The sequence below is a fragment of the Campylobacter sp. RM12637 genome, from assembly GCF_020137645.1.
Lineage (GTDB): Bacteria > Campylobacterota > Campylobacteria > Campylobacterales > Campylobacteraceae > Campylobacter_E.
This window is the reverse complement of the sequence record NZ_JACGAV010000003.1, coordinates 133,516-151,764: the sequence shown is the minus strand read 5'-3', so window position 1 is coordinate 151,764 and position 18,249 is coordinate 133,516. Positions and strand designations below refer to the sequence as shown.

At 27.8% G+C, this 18,249-nt stretch carries 17 protein-coding genes; 12 read left to right on the top strand and 5 right to left on the bottom strand.

The features are described from left to right. Positions 1-362: 362 nt before the first annotated feature. Together AVBRAN12637_RS02950 and AVBRAN12637_RS02945 are read left to right on the top strand one after the other, a co-directional pair. Positions 363-605 carry a hypothetical protein gene (locus AVBRAN12637_RS02950; RefSeq protein ID WP_214120675.1) on the top strand — a complete coding sequence of 81 codons (243 nt, stop codon included), beginning with the start codon at positions 363-365 and terminating at the stop codon, positions 603-605. Further along, positions 599-877: a type II toxin-antitoxin system RelE/ParE family toxin gene (locus AVBRAN12637_RS02945; protein WP_250325694.1), complete on the top strand. Its 279-nt coding sequence runs from the start codon at positions 599-601 to the stop codon at positions 875-877. The genes AVBRAN12637_RS02950 and AVBRAN12637_RS02945 overlap by 7 nt, the downstream gene beginning before the upstream one ends. A 674-nt stretch (positions 878-1,551) precedes the next feature. On the opposite strand, the gene AVBRAN12637_RS02940 is transcribed toward AVBRAN12637_RS02945, so the two are convergent. Continuing rightward, positions 1,552-5,523: an autotransporter outer membrane beta-barrel domain-containing protein gene (locus tag AVBRAN12637_RS02940; RefSeq protein ID WP_336615285.1), complete on the bottom strand. Its 3,972-nt coding sequence runs from the start codon at positions 5,521-5,523 to the stop codon at positions 1,552-1,554. Positions 5,524-5,687: 164 nt separating this feature from the next. Here AVBRAN12637_RS02940 and AVBRAN12637_RS02935 point away from each other — a divergent pair, with 164 nt between their 5' ends. The 10 genes from AVBRAN12637_RS02935 to AVBRAN12637_RS02890 all read left to right on the top strand — a co-directional run bounded on the left by AVBRAN12637_RS02935 (position 5,688) and on the right by AVBRAN12637_RS02890 (position 14,691). Next, positions 5,688-6,167, top strand: coding sequence for a phosphatidylglycerophosphatase A family protein (locus AVBRAN12637_RS02935; protein WP_214119583.1), 480 nt, complete (start codon positions 5,688-5,690; stop codon positions 6,165-6,167). Next, positions 6,164-7,246: an ABC transporter substrate-binding protein gene (locus tag AVBRAN12637_RS02930; protein WP_214149907.1), complete on the top strand. Its 1,083-nt coding sequence runs from the start codon at positions 6,164-6,166 to the stop codon at positions 7,244-7,246. The genes AVBRAN12637_RS02935 and AVBRAN12637_RS02930 overlap by 4 nt, the downstream gene beginning before the upstream one ends. Before the next feature lie 9 nt (positions 7,247-7,255). Continuing rightward, positions 7,256-7,975 carry a substrate-binding periplasmic protein gene (locus AVBRAN12637_RS02925; protein WP_336615284.1) on the top strand — a complete coding sequence of 240 codons (720 nt, stop codon included), beginning with the start codon at positions 7,256-7,258 and terminating at the stop codon, positions 7,973-7,975. Next, positions 7,975-9,036 (top strand): epoxyqueuosine reductase QueH, encoded by a 1,062-nt coding sequence (locus AVBRAN12637_RS02920; protein ID WP_214116431.1) that lies wholly within the window; start codon positions 7,975-7,977, stop codon positions 9,034-9,036. Before AVBRAN12637_RS02925 ends, AVBRAN12637_RS02920 begins: the two co-directional genes overlap by 1 nt. Further along, positions 9,036-10,205: a cation:proton antiporter gene (locus AVBRAN12637_RS02915; RefSeq protein ID WP_336615283.1), complete on the top strand. Its 1,170-nt coding sequence runs from the start codon at positions 9,036-9,038 to the stop codon at positions 10,203-10,205. The genes AVBRAN12637_RS02920 and AVBRAN12637_RS02915 overlap by 1 nt, the downstream gene beginning before the upstream one ends. A 64-nt stretch (positions 10,206-10,269) precedes the next feature. Beyond that, the gene (locus AVBRAN12637_RS02910) at positions 10,270-11,514 is read left to right on the top strand and encodes a citrate synthase (RefSeq protein WP_214116418.1); all 1,245 of its coding nucleotides are present in this window, start codon (positions 10,270-10,272) and stop codon (positions 11,512-11,514) included. A gap of 168 nt (positions 11,515-11,682) precedes the next feature. Beyond that, positions 11,683-12,234 carry a DUF507 family protein gene (locus AVBRAN12637_RS02905; protein ID WP_214116410.1) on the top strand — a complete coding sequence of 184 codons (552 nt, stop codon included), beginning with the start codon at positions 11,683-11,685 and terminating at the stop codon, positions 12,232-12,234. A 20-nt stretch (positions 12,235-12,254) separates the two neighbouring features. Continuing rightward, on the top strand, positions 12,255-12,857 hold the full coding sequence (locus AVBRAN12637_RS02900; protein ID WP_336609333.1) for a sulfite exporter TauE/SafE family protein: 603 nt from the start codon (positions 12,255-12,257) through the stop codon (positions 12,855-12,857). 2 nt (positions 12,858-12,859) lie between these two features. After that, positions 12,860-14,053 (top strand): PAS domain-containing sensor histidine kinase, encoded by a 1,194-nt coding sequence (locus AVBRAN12637_RS02895; protein ID WP_336609332.1) that lies wholly within the window; start codon positions 12,860-12,862, stop codon positions 14,051-14,053. Next, entirely contained in the window at positions 14,047-14,691 is a 645-nt protein-coding gene (locus AVBRAN12637_RS02890; RefSeq protein WP_336615282.1) for a response regulator transcription factor, read from the top strand. Before AVBRAN12637_RS02895 ends, AVBRAN12637_RS02890 begins: the two co-directional genes overlap by 7 nt. On the opposite strand, the gene AVBRAN12637_RS02885 is transcribed toward AVBRAN12637_RS02890, so the two are convergent. From AVBRAN12637_RS02885 to AVBRAN12637_RS02870, 4 genes are read right to left on the bottom strand one after another with little or no spacing between them, the layout of a single operon-like run. After that, entirely contained in the window at positions 14,686-15,150 is a 465-nt protein-coding gene (locus AVBRAN12637_RS02885) for a hypothetical protein (protein WP_336606942.1), read from the bottom strand. The genes AVBRAN12637_RS02890 and AVBRAN12637_RS02885 overlap by 6 nt on opposite strands. Positions 15,151-15,153: 3 nt before the next feature. Beyond that, the gene (locus tag AVBRAN12637_RS02880; RefSeq protein ID WP_336606943.1) at positions 15,154-15,609 is read right to left on the bottom strand and encodes a molybdopterin synthase catalytic subunit; all 456 of its coding nucleotides are present in this window, start codon (positions 15,607-15,609) and stop codon (positions 15,154-15,156) included. A 2-nt stretch (positions 15,610-15,611) separates the two neighbouring features. Then, a complete protein-coding gene (locus AVBRAN12637_RS02875; protein ID WP_336615281.1) occupies positions 15,612-15,833 on the bottom strand; it encodes a MoaD/ThiS family protein in 222 nt (73 codons plus the stop codon). Continuing rightward, on the bottom strand, positions 15,820-18,183 hold the full coding sequence (locus AVBRAN12637_RS02870) for a putative bifunctional diguanylate cyclase/phosphodiesterase (RefSeq protein ID WP_336606945.1): 2,364 nt from the start codon (positions 18,181-18,183) through the stop codon (positions 15,820-15,822). Before AVBRAN12637_RS02870 ends, AVBRAN12637_RS02875 begins: the two co-directional genes overlap by 14 nt. Positions 18,184-18,249 lie beyond the last annotated feature (66 nt).

The following is an 18,249-nucleotide window of genomic DNA, read 5'->3' as shown; positions in this document are numbered from 1 at the left end:
AATAATGAATGGAGTTTTTAAGGTGCTTGTCGCCTTAAAAACTACAAAGATTATTACAATAGTTTTAAAGATAGCTTCGGCTATCTTTAAAAACGCAATAAAGATTATTGCGTTAATGAATGGAGTTTTTAAGATAGCATTAGCTATCTTAAAAAACGACTAAGGTTATTACAATAGTTTTAAAGATTATTTGTAATAACAAAAAAGGTGCTATCCTTAGCACCTTTTTTACTTCTTTAACTTTTTAAAAAACATAATCAAAAAACATTTTAAACTTTTAAGAATTTAAAGCAAGAATTTTACTTAAAACTTTATAAATTAAACATATTTAGTATAAGATAACGATTATAAAAGGAGTAAATATGAATGTAATAGTAAAGATGAATGATAATCCGCACTTTTTAAAGGCTTTAAAAGAATTAGCAAAGGCATTTAACGAGCCGATAAAGATAAAGAAAGAAAAAAGCAAATTAGATGATTTTTATAATAGTAAAGAATTTTTAGATTCTATAAAAGAAGCAAAAGAATTAAAAGCTGCGTATTTGCGTGGGGAAGTTGAATATATGGACGCTGAAAAATTCGTAGAAGAAAGCATGAAATGGTGAAGTATCAAGTAAGGGAGACTAAAGCTTACAAAACAGCCTTTAAAAAACTAAGCAAAGCTGATAAAGAATTAACAAATAAAATTATTTTAAGATTGGCAAATGATGAAGTATTAGAACCGGTTTATAAAGACCACGCTTTGCAAGGTAAATTTAAGGGCTATAGAGATTGCCATGTGAAAAACGATTTGGTGCTAATTTACGAAAAAGATAAAAATATTCTAACGCTAACTTGCATTAATATTGCAAATCACAGCAATTCATTCAAAAAATAATCTTTTTAAAAAAATAATAGCTTAAATATAAATTTGAATTTATCATATTATTGATTTAATACTATTTAGGCTATCTCTAAATCAAAATATAAAGCTTTGGTAATAATAAAAATATTGCTTTATATTTTTTAGTTTTTATGTGTAAATTATTGTTTTAAATTCTTTATTTTTTAATACTTAAAAAAATCAATATCAGTGAGATTTCAAGTGATTTTATGAGTAAAAAATACAATTAAATGCGTAAAAGTAACATTAAAACAACTAAACTTTTAAGAAATTTATTGGTAAAAATTATAAATCTTAGCTATCTTTACCGCTTAGTAATTTGGCAAGATTTAAGAAGTAGTTTAATACAAACAATAACTTAGCAATTTAAATTTTCTTACTTTTAAAGAAAATTAAAATATTTTTATTTGAATTATTATTTTAAATTCTTTATTTTTTGTATTTAGTAATGCGAGTGAATGAATAAAGATTATTATTTAATAGTTATTTTTGCTTCTTTATATCAAAAATTAAGCTTTGCATCATAATTTGAGTATTTAGGCGATAGAATAAAAATGTATTTTGAAACTCCTTATGCTTAAACTCATTAAAAAACCCAATAAATAATATTTATTGACAAGATAAAAACATATAAAGATTTTGCACCTTTAAAATAGGTGCAAAATAAATTAAAAACTCTTTCTTAAAGTCATATTAAGCGAATAATCCACATTCAAATCACCAAAAAATGTCCTTTCAAACTCGGTCATTAGCCTTAAATTATTCGTGAAATTATAATTAAATGAAGCATTAGTTAGCATTCTTGTATCTTTTTTGCCTTCAATTTGTCTAATTACATTTAAATCTCTTATGGTTTTATCGCCGTTTTTAGCTAAATCAGCAGCAATTCCAACCCCAAATCTAAATCCAAATCTTGAATCTTCGCTACTTTGCTTACCAAAACTTAGCATTGTTTTTGTATTAAATGGAACGAATGATTTGCTTTCTAATTTTATATGCTCGGCTTTATTTTCAAGGCTAATCGCACTAACATAGCCACTAATTAACTCAACGCTAGGCTCTAAATAATAATTATTCATATAAAATCTATTGCCTAATTCTACGCTTGCTACTACGCTTTTAGAATGATTATTCGCGTTAATATAAATTGCTTTATTATTGCCATTATTTAGCGTTAGAGTGTAGTCATTTTTATAATCAACATATTTTGCAATCATATCAATATAAAAACCATTATTAAAAATAAAGCTTGAATAAAGTCCCCCGCCTATGCCTTTTACTTTACCTTCTAGCATATTTTTTGTATCTAGTTTATAAATTGAATTAGTAAAGATAATTCCCGCATAAGCATTGAAATCATCCATTTCGCTAATCTTATCAGCACCGATTTGTAATTCATAATATTTGGTCTTATTATCTTTTAGATACGAACTTGCTCCACCGAAATTCCTAATCCAAATTCCGCCATTTGCAACCTCATCTCTTAGCTCTCCCATACGCTTTTGCATATTGTTCCACTCTAAAACATAGTTAAAAAATGCTTGATTTAGCGTGTTTTTAGCTGTATTTATTGAACTTTCTTTCTCTCTTACGAAGAAGTATTCTTGATAATGGCCTTTTGTTTCTACATTGCTTGGATTGTTGCTAGGATTTGGGTCAAGCTCAACTATAACAGGCTCTTCTGGGTTATTTGGAGTGCTTGGCTCATCTGGTATTGTAGGCTCATTTGGAGTTGTTGGAGTGTCTGGCTTAGGCTCAACTGGTTTGGTATCAGGCTCGCTTGGTTTATTTGGAGTGCTAGGAATACTAGGTTCGCTTGGATTATTAACACTAGGCTCATTTGGATTAATAGGCTCACTTGGAGTTGTGTCTGTGTTAGTTGGTGGAGTTGGTTTAGTATCAGGCTCACTTGGAGTTGTTGGGGTACTTGGCTTATCTGGTGTTGGGCTTGGCTCTGGTGATGGAGTAGATGGTATTTTTTCAAGATACCATTTAGCTGTGCCGTTTTCATCATAGTATTTTACATTAGGTTTAAGGTCGGCAAATACTGAAGCTTCACCTTTAATATCAAAATAATTTTCAGCCACTAAAGTATCATTAGCCAAACTTGCTATTAGTATTTTATCATCTCCGTTTAAAAAGTCTTTTTGGATTAGCAAGGTATTTTTAGCTCCACTTGTGCTTTTGCTTATATTTAAAGCATTGTTTTTGCTTTCGTAAATATATGTTGTATTGGTTGAGTTTAGGCTACTTGCGTTTATATTTGCATTAATCATTGCACCATTAAACTCAAGGCTAGAACTATCATCAGCTGTGATTTTGCCTTTAAAATCTGTGCCATTTAAAAGGCTTAGTTTTGAATTGGTTTTCAAATCAAAATTTGAATTAATTTTGATATTTTTAGCAATGCTTTCGCCTTTTGTTACTTCTTCTTGATATTTTAGATTATTATAATAACTTTCATTAGTATCACTACCCATAGTATCATTTGCTTTTATATTTTCTCCATCAAACCTATCTATATAAGCTAAATTATCGCCAATTTTAATAGTTGAAGAAATAGAATTAATGTTTTTAATATCCACATTTGAATGTTTTAAAATATCAAGACTAGCTTTGTCTAAAGTTAGGCTAGCCATTTTATAATTTCTCTCTTCCCAATCTTCTTGGTCTAGCCTTGTAGGGGTAGTAAATATATCTTCTTTTAGCTTATCTTTTACATCTTTTGATACATAATTATGCACTATTGGATGACCTTGTAAAACTAAATTTCCATTTTTAAATTCCATATTTTGAATATCTAAACCACCATCATAAACAGCATATTTATCGGATTTATTATTGTGATTTTGAATTATATTGATATTTCCTTTAATATTTCCGTGATAAATAATATTTGTAGGTTCTGTTGTAGCAAATTTATTGATTTCCAGAGTGCTTAAGTTAGTGCTAGTATTTGTTATCACTGCATTATTATCACTTGCATAAAAATTATTAAAATATTTTAAACTAGCACCATTTAAATCAAGCTTGCCTGCATTCTCGCCAAAATATAAATAATTTGTATTTATTTGATTGGCGTTATTTATCTTTAAACTTGAATTATTAGTCATATAAATACTACCAAAAGTTGTGCCTGAAGAATTTTTAAACTCAACTTCGCCACCACCTATTCTAAGCCCTGCTTTGGGACTACTTGAATTAACTATCAATTTACCCGCACCAATTTTGTGTAAAAAATCAAATTCCGCAGTCTTTGCATAATAATTTACGACTGAATTAGCACCTATATCAAGACCGCCGTGTAAAAAGTCAAAATCACCTTTAATATCATAATTTAAATTATCTTTTATAATCAATGCGCTAGAACCTAAATCAGCATTAGCGCTAAGAGTTAAAGAACCACCATTTATATAAATATCCTTATCGTTAGCCATTAAATCTAATCTTTGCTTATAAGCATCGTAATTTTTATTTAAACTGCTTATATAACCAGAATAATGGTGTTTAAAAGATAAAGCCCCCATTGTTTGTTCTACAAGATGATTTTTATCATCTTTTAAACCATCATTATTAAGTGTTAAATTAGCAGATGTAATAACACTATGAGCCTTATTAAAAATATCTAAAGTATTATTATTTACTAAATGATAATTTGTATAAGTACAAGATGTGCTATTTTCATTACAATTTGCAACACTAGCTACTCCTATCATATACCATTTTTTATCTACATTATCCCATACATATAAAGCACTTCCACTATCGCCTTTTGCGCCTGTGCTTGAAAAATTCAATAATTTATTCTGATTAAAATTAATTGTATAGATTCCAAATTCTTGTCTGAAACTTTCATTTTTATCTATGTTGTTTATAATTCCACCTGTAAAATACTTATTTGCATCAGCCAATTTATCTGATTTTACACTAAAATAATCGTATCCGTTTTTATTTATTGTTTCTACTGTGTTAATTTTTTGAAGACCTGTTCCACTCCTTACAAAAAGTGTATATCTAGAATTATCATATAAAGCTGCCTTACCACTTTTATCTTCAAAATTTGCTAAATCATTATTAATATCTGATGAATATGTTTTAAAAGCTTCGTAATTTGTATCTTTTCCATTTTCATCATAATATTTTATCGGAGCAATATCCGCTTTTTTATTAATATTAACCTTACCCATTCTAAGAGCTAAAAAATCATCTTTTCCACAAGTTCCTTGAGTACAAGTCCATTTATCAAAATTATTTGATGCACTTACAACAGTATTTAATACTCCACCAAATTGTAAAGCTGAATATTTATGCAAAGAATTTGCTTGGTCTCCAAAAATCATATGAGCTGCACTTAAAACCCTATTGCCACCTATATTTGTAAATTCTCCCCTTAAAATACCCGTTTTATTACTAGCACTAAAATCAATCATAGGAGTATTTAATATAATATCAGTTGGCTTGTCTATAGTAAGGTTAGAATTATCTTGTGGATTAATTATTATATTTTCTAAACCTGCTTTAAATTTGCCTTTATTGGCACCAAAATCTAAATAATCTTGATAAAAATACCTACCATCTACAGCTCCAGCATTTAAACTAGAATATAAAATACTCATTAAAATTATTGATTTTTTCAACATTTTTTTGCCTTTTTTTATAAAAAATAATCGTTATTTTATAATGTTTTTCTTAAATTAAAAATCATAGAATTTAAAAACGATATTTAAATTCTTTAAATCAAATTCTAAAAACAAATTATTCCTTAACTAACTTAAGATATTTTTCTAAATTACAAAGGATTTTAATGAAAGAAAAATTAGCAAAACTATATTTAACATTTTTTTATTCAGGTCTTAGTCCGTTTGCAAGTGGCACAATGGGGACTATTGCGGCATTACCATTTGCTTATTTGTTACTAATTTACACAGATAAAAGCACTTTAATGCTATTAAGTATTGCAATTTTTATTGCAAGTATTAAAATCATTGACGATTATGAAAAAACTCACGAACACGATGCTAAAGAAATAGTAATTGATGAGGTTTGTGGGGTTTTTTTGGCGATTGGTATGAGTTTTAACAACTCTTGGTGGCATTTTGCTTTAGCTTTTATCTTATTTAGGCTTTTTGATATAACTAAGCCAAGTATTATTGGTAAAGTTGATAAAAAACTAAAAGGTGGCTTAGGCGTTATGCTTGATGATTTACTTGCAGGATTTTTTGCAGGTCTTTTATGCCTTGTAATTCAAGGAATTTATTTAAATTATTTAAAGGATTTATTATGAAAAAAAGTTTAATTTTATTAGCTTCTAGTGCGGCTTTTGCTTTAGATATTGGTGTAGTTTTACCACTTAGTGGTAGCGTTGCAGCGTATGGAAATGCGGCACTTAATGGAATAAAAGTAGCAAATGCAATGCAACCAACTTTAAAAAATGGAGAGCAAATCAATTTAAATATAGTTGATACAAAAGGCGATAAAATAGAAGCCATCACAGCAACTGAAAGAGTTTTACCAAAAGTTAGTGCAATAATTGGAGAAATGATTACTGCAAATACTATAGTGGTTATGAATACAGCTGAAGCGAAAAAAGTGCCTGTAATTGCACCAGCTGCTACAAATGATAAATTATTAAAAGGCAAAAATTACGCTGCTAGAGTGTGCTTTAATGATAGTTTTCAAGGCGAAGCTATGGCAAAATATTTATTAGCTCAAGGTAAAAAAACAGCAGTAATTGTAAAAGACCAAGCGACTGATTATTCACTAGGTTTATCAAAAGCTTACAAAAAAGAATTTATTCAAGGTGGTGGAGAAATATTAAAAGAATTAATCATTACAAGTGGAGATAAAGATTTTAACGCTATTTCAGCTCAAATTGCTAGTTTAAATCCTGATGTAGTGTATTTGCCACTTTATTATCAAGAAGCAGCACTTTTTGTAAGACAAGCAAAAATAGCAGGTGTTAAAAGTATAATCGCTAGTGCTGATGGGGTTGCTGATGAGCAATTTATCAAACTTGCAGCAGAGTATTCAAACAATCATTTATATACAGATAGCTTTGATGCAAATGTTCCACCAACAGAACTTAGTAAAAAATATTTAGCAGAATATGCAAAAGCTTATAATGGAAGTCTTCCATCAAATTTTGCTGCAATGGGTGCTGATGCTTATTTTGTATTAGTAGAAGCTGCAAATCGTTGCGAGCAAATCACTAGCGAATGTATAAATCAAGAGATTAAAAAAACTAAAGATTACGAAGGCGTTAGTGGGATTATTAGCATAGATAGCACAGGAGAGACAAAAAGGTCTTTAATTATTAAAGAAGTAGTAAATGAAAACGCAGTTTATAAAGATAGCGTAAAGTAAGGGAGCAAAATGAAAAAAATATTATTTTCTTTAGCATTATTAACAAGTATGAGTGCTGATATTTTAAGAGTAGCAACAGCACCTAATTATCCGCCTTATGAATATTTAGAAAACAACGAATTAAAAGGCTTTGATGTTGATATTATTAAAGAAATTGCTAAAAGAAATAATTTAGAATTAGAGTTTAAATATATGGATTTTGACGGATTAATCCCAAGTCTTAAGAGCAATAAAGTGGATTTAATCGGAGCAATTATGAAAAAAACTCCAGCAAGAGCTAAGGCAGTAGAATTTACAATTAATTTTAAAGATAGTTCTAATTATTTCATAAAAAGAATAGAAAATAATGAAAATCAAGAAATTAAAAATTGTAAAGATTTAGATTTTACTAATACGCTTTTTGGGGCTGAACTTGGCTCGGTGCAATATGATATAGCAAAAAAATCTAGCCAAAAAGAAGTAAAAGGCTTTGCAAATTCTAGCATTAGCATACTTTCATTACAAAGCAAAAAAATAGATGCTATAGTATTAGATAAGGTTGCTGCTGTTAATTTTTTAAATAAAAATCCTGATTTGCAAGTAGTTTGCGAGTATAAAGACGAAGATTCGCAAGGATTTGCCGTAAATAAAGGTAATACAAAATTACTTGAAATAATAAATAAAAGCCTACAAGAAATGCTAGATGATGGCACAATAAATGAAATTAGTAAAAAGTATAAAATAAATTAATGCTAGTTCATATTTGTTGTAGCGTTGATTCGCACTTTTTTTTGCAAGAATTAAGAAAATTAATGCCTGATGAAGAACTCATCGGGTATTTTTATGACCCAAATATTCATCCTTTTAGCGAATATGAATTAAGATATTTTGATGTAGCAAGGTCTTGTAAAAAGCTTGGTATTAAGCTAATTAAAGGTGAATATGATTATGCTGAATGGTTTAATTATGTAAAAGGCTATGAAAATGAGCCTGAGCGTGGGAAGAGATGTTCTAAATGTTTTGATTTTAGAATGCAAAGTTCTGTTGAAATGGCTTTAAAATTAGGGCAAAAAACATTTACAACCACACTTTTATGCTCTCCTAAAAAAGATTTAGAGCAATTAAGAGTATCTATGCAAGAAGCTTTAAAAGGGACTGATTTAGAGTTTTTTTGTGTTGATTTTAGAAAAGATGGTGGAACTCAAAGGCAATTAAAATTAGCAAAAGATGATTTATTGTATCATCAAAATTATTGTGGCTGTATTTACGGCTTAGCTCAACAAAAAAGCGAAGAGCATTTGATAAAAGAATTAAGCTCAAGTATATATAAAAATCAAATTCTACCTGGCTCAATAGAAGAAAAATTGCAATTTTTTAAAAAAGTCGTAAGATTAGAAAGCAAAAATCAACAATTTAGCATTATTAGAGAAAAGTTTTTAAATTATCGTTTGCTTTATGCAAGAATTAAAGCTAATAAAAATACTGCAAAAGCTTTTGTTTTGTTTTATTCGCATTTTAAATCACGCAAAATTAATCTAAGTCTTGACATAAGTAAAGAGCTAATAATGTGTAATAAAGATGAATTATGTGTAATATCATTTAAAAAAGCGAATGAATTTTTTAAATACGAAAATTATGAAGAATTTTTAAAAAATCCACCAAGTATTAAAAAGCAAATAAGCTTTAGAGCAAAATTATTTAATCACTATAACCTAAGTCCTATTATAATTATTGAAAATATCCCTGAAAAAATTGAAATAATTGCAAAAAGCATAATTTTTGAGGATACTAGATTTATACAAGGAAATTAATGGAACTTAGCTCAAATGATTTAAATATTTTATTATTTATATCTTTTGTTGTTTTTTCATCGCCTTATATAGCAAAGCTTACTAGCTTACCTATTTTAGCGGTTGAAATTATTTTAGGAAGTATTGCTGGTGCTATTGGAATAATCACAAAAACACCTGCTTTTACCCTAGCTTCTCATATTGGATTTTGCTATTTAATGTTTATAGCAGGGCTTGAAGTAAGCCTTAAAGAATTTATAAAATTAAATGCAAATGAGCTAAAAAAAATATCTTTATTTTATTTAATTCTTTACGCTTTAGCTATTAGTATTTCTTTGATACTAAAACTTAGCTTAGTAGTTGCAATAATAATTCCTGTTATGAGTATAGGGCTTATTAGTATTTTATATAAAGAATACGAAATTACTCCAAAATGGCTTAGTTTTACTATGGTTTTAGCAGCACTTGGCGAAGTAATAAGCATTGTTTTAATAACTCTTTTAAATAGCTTTTCAAACTCAAGTAGCACAATGCAAGTTGCCACTTCTGTATTGTCAATACTATTCTTTTTAGGGATTTTTGTTGTAATTTATTATATTTTCAATGCGATTTTTTGGTGGTTACCTTGGCTTAAAGAAATTTTAATGCCTGATTATGATAAAGCAGAGCGTAATGTAAGGCTTAGTCTTGCATTGTGGATGCTAGCAGTTGCTTTAATGCTTTATTTTGATTTTGAAATAGCTTTAGGAGCGTTTTTAGCTGGTATGTTTATATCTAGCTTTTTTGGGCATAAAAAGGATTTAGAGCATAAATTAAGCTCATTAGGACACCCTTTTTTAATACCTATATTTTTCGTATATGTTGGGCTAAGCCTTGATTTTAGCTTGGTTAATAAAGAGCTTATATTAATGTCATTTGCTATTATTCTTACTATGTTAGTTTGTAGAATAATTAGTTCTTTTGTATTTTATAAAGACTTTAAAATATCTTGCATTTTATTAGCTTTTACATCTTGTATGCCGCTTACTTTATTAATCGCAATTGCAACTTTAGGAATGAAATTAAACTTAATTGATAATTCTTTTTATTTAGCTTTGGTTTTATCATCTTTAATTGAAGCTGTCATATTTATGTGGGCTATTCCTAAAATTTCGTTACTTATTGAAACACATAAGCAAAAATCTAAGTAAGTTTTTTACAATATTTCACAAATTCCTTTTAAAATATACATAACTATTAAAAAAGGAGTTAAAAATGGAAAAAGCAAAATTAATTTACGATGGTAAAGAATTTGAATTTGATGTATTAAGTGGAACTAGAGGTGCAAAATCAATTGATTTTTCGTCTTTATATTCAAAAACAGGTGCATTTTCTTATGATGAAGGATTAACTAGCACTGCAACTTGTAAATCAAGTATTACTTATATTGATGGAGAAGCAGGAGAATTAAGGCATCGTGGTTATTCTATTGAATGGCTAGCAGAAAATAAAACTTTTTTAGATGTAGTGCATTTATTATTACATAAAGAATTACCAAGTCCTGAAAGATTAGAAGCGTTTAGATATGAGCTTAAAAAAAGAAGCTTTATTCACGAAGGTATGCATAAATTGTTTGACGCTTTCCCTGACAATGCTCATCCTATGGCAGTTATGCAAGCAGCAGTTGCAGCACTTTCAACATTTTATCCTGACCATTTAAATATGGATAAGCACGAAGATTATATGGAAATGGCAGCCAGAATCGTAGCAAAAATACCAACAATAGCCGCTAGTGCGTATCGCTATAAAAATGGCTTTCCTATGGCATATCCTAATCTTGATCGTGGATTTACCGAAAACTTTTTATATATGCTAAGAACCTATCCATACGAGCATGTAAATCTAAGACCTATTGAGGTAAAAGCACTAGATACGGTTTTAATGCTTCATGCTGATCACGAACAAAATGCAAGCACAAGTGTAGTGCGTTCAGTCGGTAGCACTCACGCTCACCCATATAGCTGTATTAGTTCAGCAATTGGTGCATTGTGGGGACACGCACACGGGGGTGCTAATGAAGGTGTGATTAGAATGCTTGAGACAATTGGCACACCTGATAGAGTTGATGAGTTTATTAAAAGAGCAAAAGATAAGAATGATCCATTTAGACTAATGGGCTTTGGGCATAGAGTTTATAAAAACTTTGACCCTAGAGCAAAAGTTCTTAAAAAACTAAGAGACCAATTAATTAGCGAAATTGGAATTGATGCAAACTTTGTAAAAGTTGCAACTAGAATTGAAGAAATCGCATTAAATGATGAGTATTTTGTAAGCCGTGGATTATATCCGAATGTTGATTTTCATAGCGGCTTAATCTTAAAAGCTCTAGGAATTCCTAATGAAATGTTTGCGGTATTATTCGTAGTAGGTAGAATTCCTGGCTGGATTTCACAACTAATTGAACAAAAAGAAAGCCCATTAAAAATAGTTCGCCCAAGACAAATTTATATAGGCGATTAAAAGAATTTGAATTCGGAAATTCCGAATTCAAATCAATGCTTCAAAACTCTTAAAAAGCTTAATATTAAGGCATTTTAAAAATTATCAAAAGTTAAAAATTAATTATTATTGTTATATTCATTTTTACTAATATATTTTATAATGAAGAAAAATAAAAAAGGATTAAAAATGCGTATTAGACAACCACATATTCCTTATGTTTCAAATAAAATTTCAATAGATTTATTAAACTCAAAATTTGTAAAATTAGTAAATGGTTTAGAGCCAGTTAAAGAAGTAGTTTCAAAAATTATTACAGCCTTAGTATTAAAAGAAAAATCACTTGATGAGAAGGTAAATGAGATTTTAGCAGAGCAAGAAAGCCAAATGGATTTAATGCAAGTTGATAGAAAAAATATGTTTTGGTTACTTAAGAAAAAACTAGCAGATGAATATAAAATCCAAATGAATTATGAAGATAGATATAATGCCTTATCTCACGCTATTTTGGACGCTTTGGTTGATGAAGATTTAATCAATTTTAATGTATCAGAAAATAGAGTAAAAAATGTGATTTATTCAAGTATGATTGAATACTTAAAAACTTACGAAGATATTGAAGACCTAGTATTTGATAAAATTAATAATTACAAAAGAAAAATCGTTCCTGGTAGCGAAGAATACGATTTAATTTACGAAAAGCTTTATGAAGAAGAGCTTAAAAAAAGGAAGATGTTATAAACAATCTTCTTAGCACTTTTGTGCTAGGACTAGGTCTTAGTCTTACTCATTGTTTTTTTATGTGTGGTGGGATAATTCTTTTATTCAACCACAAAAAGAGTAATTTTTTTGATATTTTTATATATCATTTTAGTAGAATTTGTGCTTATATTTTAATAGGTCTTATAGCTTATTTTTTAGGTTATTTTTTAAATTCTTTAAACTTACAAGTATTTTTATATTTTATCTTAGGTGCTTTTTGCGTTATTTTAGGATTTGCTTTAATTGTTAAAGGACAACTACTAGCTTTTATAGAAAATCAATTCATATATAAAAAAATAATGGTATTTTTAAACAATAAAAAAACTTCAAAATATAAAGGCTTTATATTTGGCTTTTTAAATGGATTTTTTCCTTGTGGTTTAGTATATTTTTTCGTAGCAAAATCAATGATTGCAAAAAGCGTTAATGAAGCTTGGCTTAATATGTTAATTTTTGGGCTTAGCACTCTTCCTGCTATGCTTTTAGGCTCTATATTTATAAATAAAATTAGAAAAATTAAAAATATTCAATATTTATTTTTTGCTTTAATTATTGTTTATGGATTTTATTTGTGCTTTTTAGCACTTAAATTAAGTAGGTAAAAATGTATAGATTAAATGAATATAAAAATGCAATTGAAAACACAAATATAGTTTCAAAAACAGATATAAATGGGATTATTACCTTTGTAAATGAAGAATTTTGCAATCTTTGTGGCTTTAGCGAAGATGAACTACTAGGACAAAATCACAATATTATCCGCCACCCTGATACGCCTAAGAGTGCTTTTAAAAAATTATGGGATACTATTTTAGCTGGGCGTGTTCATAAAGGAGTTGTTAAGAATAAAAAGAAAAATGGGGATTTTTTCTACGCACAAACAACGATAATTCCAATTTTTGATGAAGATGGAACAATATTTGAATTTATAGCTATTAGACACGATGTTACTAAGCTTTTTACCTTAAATGAAGAGCTTGTTGCAACTAAACAAAAGCTAATGCAATTAAATGAGAATTTAGAACAAGTCGTAGCTCAAAAGACAAATTCTTTAAAAATACTCAATGAGAATTTAGAAAAGAAAATAGAAGACGCAATAGCAATCAATAACGCTCAACAAAAAATAATATTTCAGCAAAATCGCCAAGTTATCTTAGGACAAATGCTAGAAAATATAGCTCATCAATGGAGACAACCTTTAAATGAATTATCTTTAGCTATTTATTTATTGCATAACGAAAAAAAAGATAAACATTATAAATTATGTCAAAAATTAATCCAAAATATGAGCCAAACTATTAATGATTTTAGGGACTTTATTAATCCTAATACGCCTTTAGAAAAGCATAATTTAATAAAAATAATTAAGCATAGTTTATACATAACATATCAAGCACTTAAAAAAAATAATATAAAAACTACATTTGATATTGATACTAAAAAATGCTGCTTATTTTGTAATTTTAATGAATTAGTGCAAGTTCTTGTAAATATTATAAATAATGCTAAAGATGCTTTTTTAGAACAAGAACTAGATGATAAAATACTACATTTTAAAGTATTTAAAGAAAAAAAGAATTTGATTTTGCAAATTAGCGATAATGCAGGGGCAATTCCTTCTAACATAATAGAGCATATATTTGACCCATATTTTACAACTAAACACAAAAAACAAGGCGTAGGACTTGGGCTTTACATTTGTAAGCAAATTTTAAATAAAATAAATGCAGATATAAGATGTTTTAACAAGGGCAATTGTGCATATTTTGAACTTATTTTTAAAGGAGAAGAATGTTAAGTTTATTAATTGTTGAAGATGAGAAAAATATAGCTCATCTAATGGGAGATATTTTAGCACCTTTGTTTTATGAAGTGCATTACGCTCAAGATGGCTTAAGTGGATTAAATAAATTTAAAAAACTTCGTCCTGATATTGTAATTTGTGATGTATTAATGCCGCTAAAAGATGGTTTAAGCCTTGCAAAAAGCATTAAAGACCTAAGCCCAAATACGCCTATTATAGTAATTTCAGCCCATAGTGATAAAGAAAAATTACTAAAAGCCATTGATGTTAATGTGAATAAGTATTTAATCAAACCTGTAATTCCAGAAGAATTAATCGCAAGTGTAAAAAGCCTGGTTTCAAATATGAGTAAAGTTACTAAAATAGGTGATTATACGATTGATTATATGAAATCAACTTTTAAAACATTAGAATTTGAAGTTGAACTTACAAAAAAAGAACTAGCTTTATTAAAAGCACTTAGTGAGCCAGTTGGTAGGGTTGTAAGCCTTGATGAGATAAAAGAGGTTTGCTGGGGTAAAAGTGATGTAAAAGATGGTTCGGTAAGAACATTTATAAAGCGTTTTAGAGATAAATTGGGTGTAAATATTATAAAAAATATTACTTCAACAGGTTATAAGATAGTTTTATAATATAGAATTATCATATTTAATACCCATTCTAATAAATATAGTATTAGAATTGCTTATATTAACGCTTACAGCTTCATCGCCTGGAGTGTCTTTGCCTATTAATAGCGATTTAACAGAATCATAATTTAATAAAGTAGAACATAATTTACCAGGTTTTTCTACTTTTTTAACTATTAAAAAATCCCTAAAAGTTCCAAAATGCAAACATTTTTCAGATTTGACAAAAAACCACATATCTTTATCAAGCCCTACTTTAGTCATTAGTGGAATATCTATGAAATTTTCATTATTAGAATAGTAAGTATCTACATCATTAATCAATGTAGCTAAGTTTCTGATTGATTTTGACATTTCTGCTTCATTTTTTGAATTATATATCTTAAGACCTAGTAAAATAAGTAACGCAAGTACCACAATAAATACAATAATAATTTCTATTACTAATGCTTTTTTATTCATTATTTATTTTTCCTTGTTGCTTAATATTCCCGCATTCGGTAATTTAAAACTTCTATCCTTTGCATAAATTCTTTGATTATCAATCAAATCATATTTCCAAATAGGCGCATTTTGCTTAAAATCTTCAATAAACTTAGCAAATATATCTAAGCCATTTTTCCTATGCGAACTTGCAATCCCTGCAAAATAAGAGCATTCTCCTACTAATACATCTCCTTTTGCGTGTGCAAAAAATAATCTAATATTTAAATTCCTAGTTTTTTCACACCAATCATCAAACCATTTTCTTAAAATTGGCTCATATATATCAAAACTAAGACCACTAATATTGCCTTCTGCTCTAATAATTCCACTAAAACTTAAAAATGCTCCATAGTTTAATTCTTTACAAATCCCGCAAAACTCATTATATAAAGCTTTTTCATCAAGAGCGTTATTAAATAATTGAAATTCTTTCACGCTCAACCACCACAAACAGGAGGCAGTATGCTTACTACATCGTTATCTTGTAATGAAATATCTAAACTATCTATAAAATTATCATTTATAGCAATAGCACTAATCTCTAACCACTCCTTTAAGTCTTCAAATTTCAATAATTCATTTTTTAATTCAAGAACATTTTTTACTTCTAATTCAATAGAATTTTTATTAATTGGCCCTAAAAAATTAACTTTTACCATTTTCATATACCTTTTCTAATAAAATATTTTCAGGAACAGGCCTACTAAAATAATATCCTTGATATTCATCGCAACCTAAGTGTTTTAAGAAATTTAAAATCTCAATATTTTCTACACCTTCAGCTACAGAGCGTTTATTTAAAGATTTAATAACATTTACAATAAACTCAACCAATCTTCTATTTTTTTCATTAGTGTCTATATTTTGTATAAAGCATTTATCAATCTTAACAACATCAAAATCTAAATCTTGGTCATTTAAATAAGATAAAGAACTATACCCTTTACCAAAATCGTCCATTGATAAACCTACATTAAGTTTTTTGATTTTATCAATAATAGCTTTACTTGTTGCGTTTTCTATTGAAAAGCTTTCTGTGATTTCAAATTCAATTAATCTTGGCGGTATGCCTTGAATGTTTTTTTCTATTGTATGAACTATTCCTTCGCTTAAAAGCTGCTTGGTGCTTAGATTTATACTAAGTTTTAATTCAAGACCTTTTTCTAACCATCTTCTTTGAGCTTCACAAGCCATTTTAATAATTTCATTACCTAAAGTAATAATTAAATTACTTCTTTCGCAAATTCCTATAAATTGGTCTGGAAATATTAATTTATCTCCTTTTTGCCATCTAACAAGAGCTTCTGCTCCTATAATTTTACCAGATTTTACATCTACTTTTGGCTGATAATATAATAAGAATTCTTTATTTACAATACCATTTCTTATATCTTGTTGTAATTTTAAATTAGCTTCATTTTGTTTGCCGATTTCTGCTGTATAACCAAATATCCAATTATCTCCACTAGCCTTATCATTTTCTATTGCTAAATCAGCATTTCCTATACATTCGTGTAAATTCTTGCTATCTTTTGGATATATGCTAAACCCAACTCTAGCATTAATTTTAAATGGCTCATATTCTATTAAATCATCATTTGAATTAATTTTAATACTTCTTGCAGTTAATTTTTGATGATACTTCTTAGCTATTGTAAAGCAATCTTCATTTTTATCTACTTCAATTACTAATAAAAACTCATCAGCACTAACCCTAGCAAGACATTCAAAAGTAGTTTTATTTTGTATAAATTTATATTTATCATATTTTATAAAGTCTAAGCTCTCAAAATGTTCATTATCTCCTGTTGCTATACCCTTTAATGTTGTATAAATTCTATAAGCTACGATTTTTAGAACTTCATCACCAAAACTTCTTCCATACATTGAGTTATAAATTCTAAAATTATCTATATTAAAAAATAAAAACAATAATACCTTATTATCTTTTTTTACATAATTATCAAGGCTTTCAGTAACACTTATCATATTCATAAGACCGGTAATATTGTCAATATATGCTTGTTTTTTGATATTCCCATCTTTTGCTTGAATTTGTCTTATAAATCTAAGTAAAGCATAACTTAAAGTTCTAAATTCTTTAAATGCAAAATCGCTATTTAATTGTTTATTCTTATTAAAATTAGATATATGTTTATTTAATGCTATATCAAAATGCTTTGTAGCTAGCTCTATTTGAGATCTTACTTCTTTTTTCTTTCTTATTATGTAAATTAAAATTCCTAAAAATCCAACTAATATAGAACAACCTAAAAATGCACCTTGTATTAATGCTGATTCAAATCTTTTGCTTTTTACTTCTTCTAAAGCTTCTTTTAATACATCACTTTTAACGGTAAATTCTAAAGCTAACCACCAATTTTTATCATAACAAGTATAAGCTTCGTTTTCATATACACAATACCATCTTTCATTACCTAAAAAATTAAAATTATCATCTAATCTTTTTGCGTTAAAATAAGAAAGTTGAGCATTGTGAAGATTTTTAATATTATTTAATGCTACTACCCTTTGAGTTTCTTCATATTTTTTAGGATTTAAAGTAACTCTTAATATTTTTTTATTATCTAATTCCACATACCTAGCGTAGTAATAATAAGTCGGGTCAATTCCATCAAAAACATCAATATCAATAGGATAACCCATATTTGCTTTTAAAAATTCTAAAGCTTTTTGTTTATCTTCGTGAGTGTTTAAATAATTTAATGCGAAATTATAAGCACTATCTACGAATTCTTTGGCACTATCGTCTAAATATGAAAATTCTGCATCTAAATATTTTTTAATATTTTTAAGTTCTTCTTTAATATATTTATTTGATGATAAATTGATTTGCTCGCTATATTCTTGTTCTAAATTTTTTACTTCTTCCGTATAACTTGATTTAATAACAAATATTCCAACACTAAAAATTAATGCGAAAAATATTATAGAATAAAGAGTTAAGCTCTTTATTGATTCTTCTAAAATTGACTTTCTTTCTTTCATAAAATACCTAATATATTATAAATTTAATATGATATTATAGCAAAATTATTAATACCGAAAGGAAAT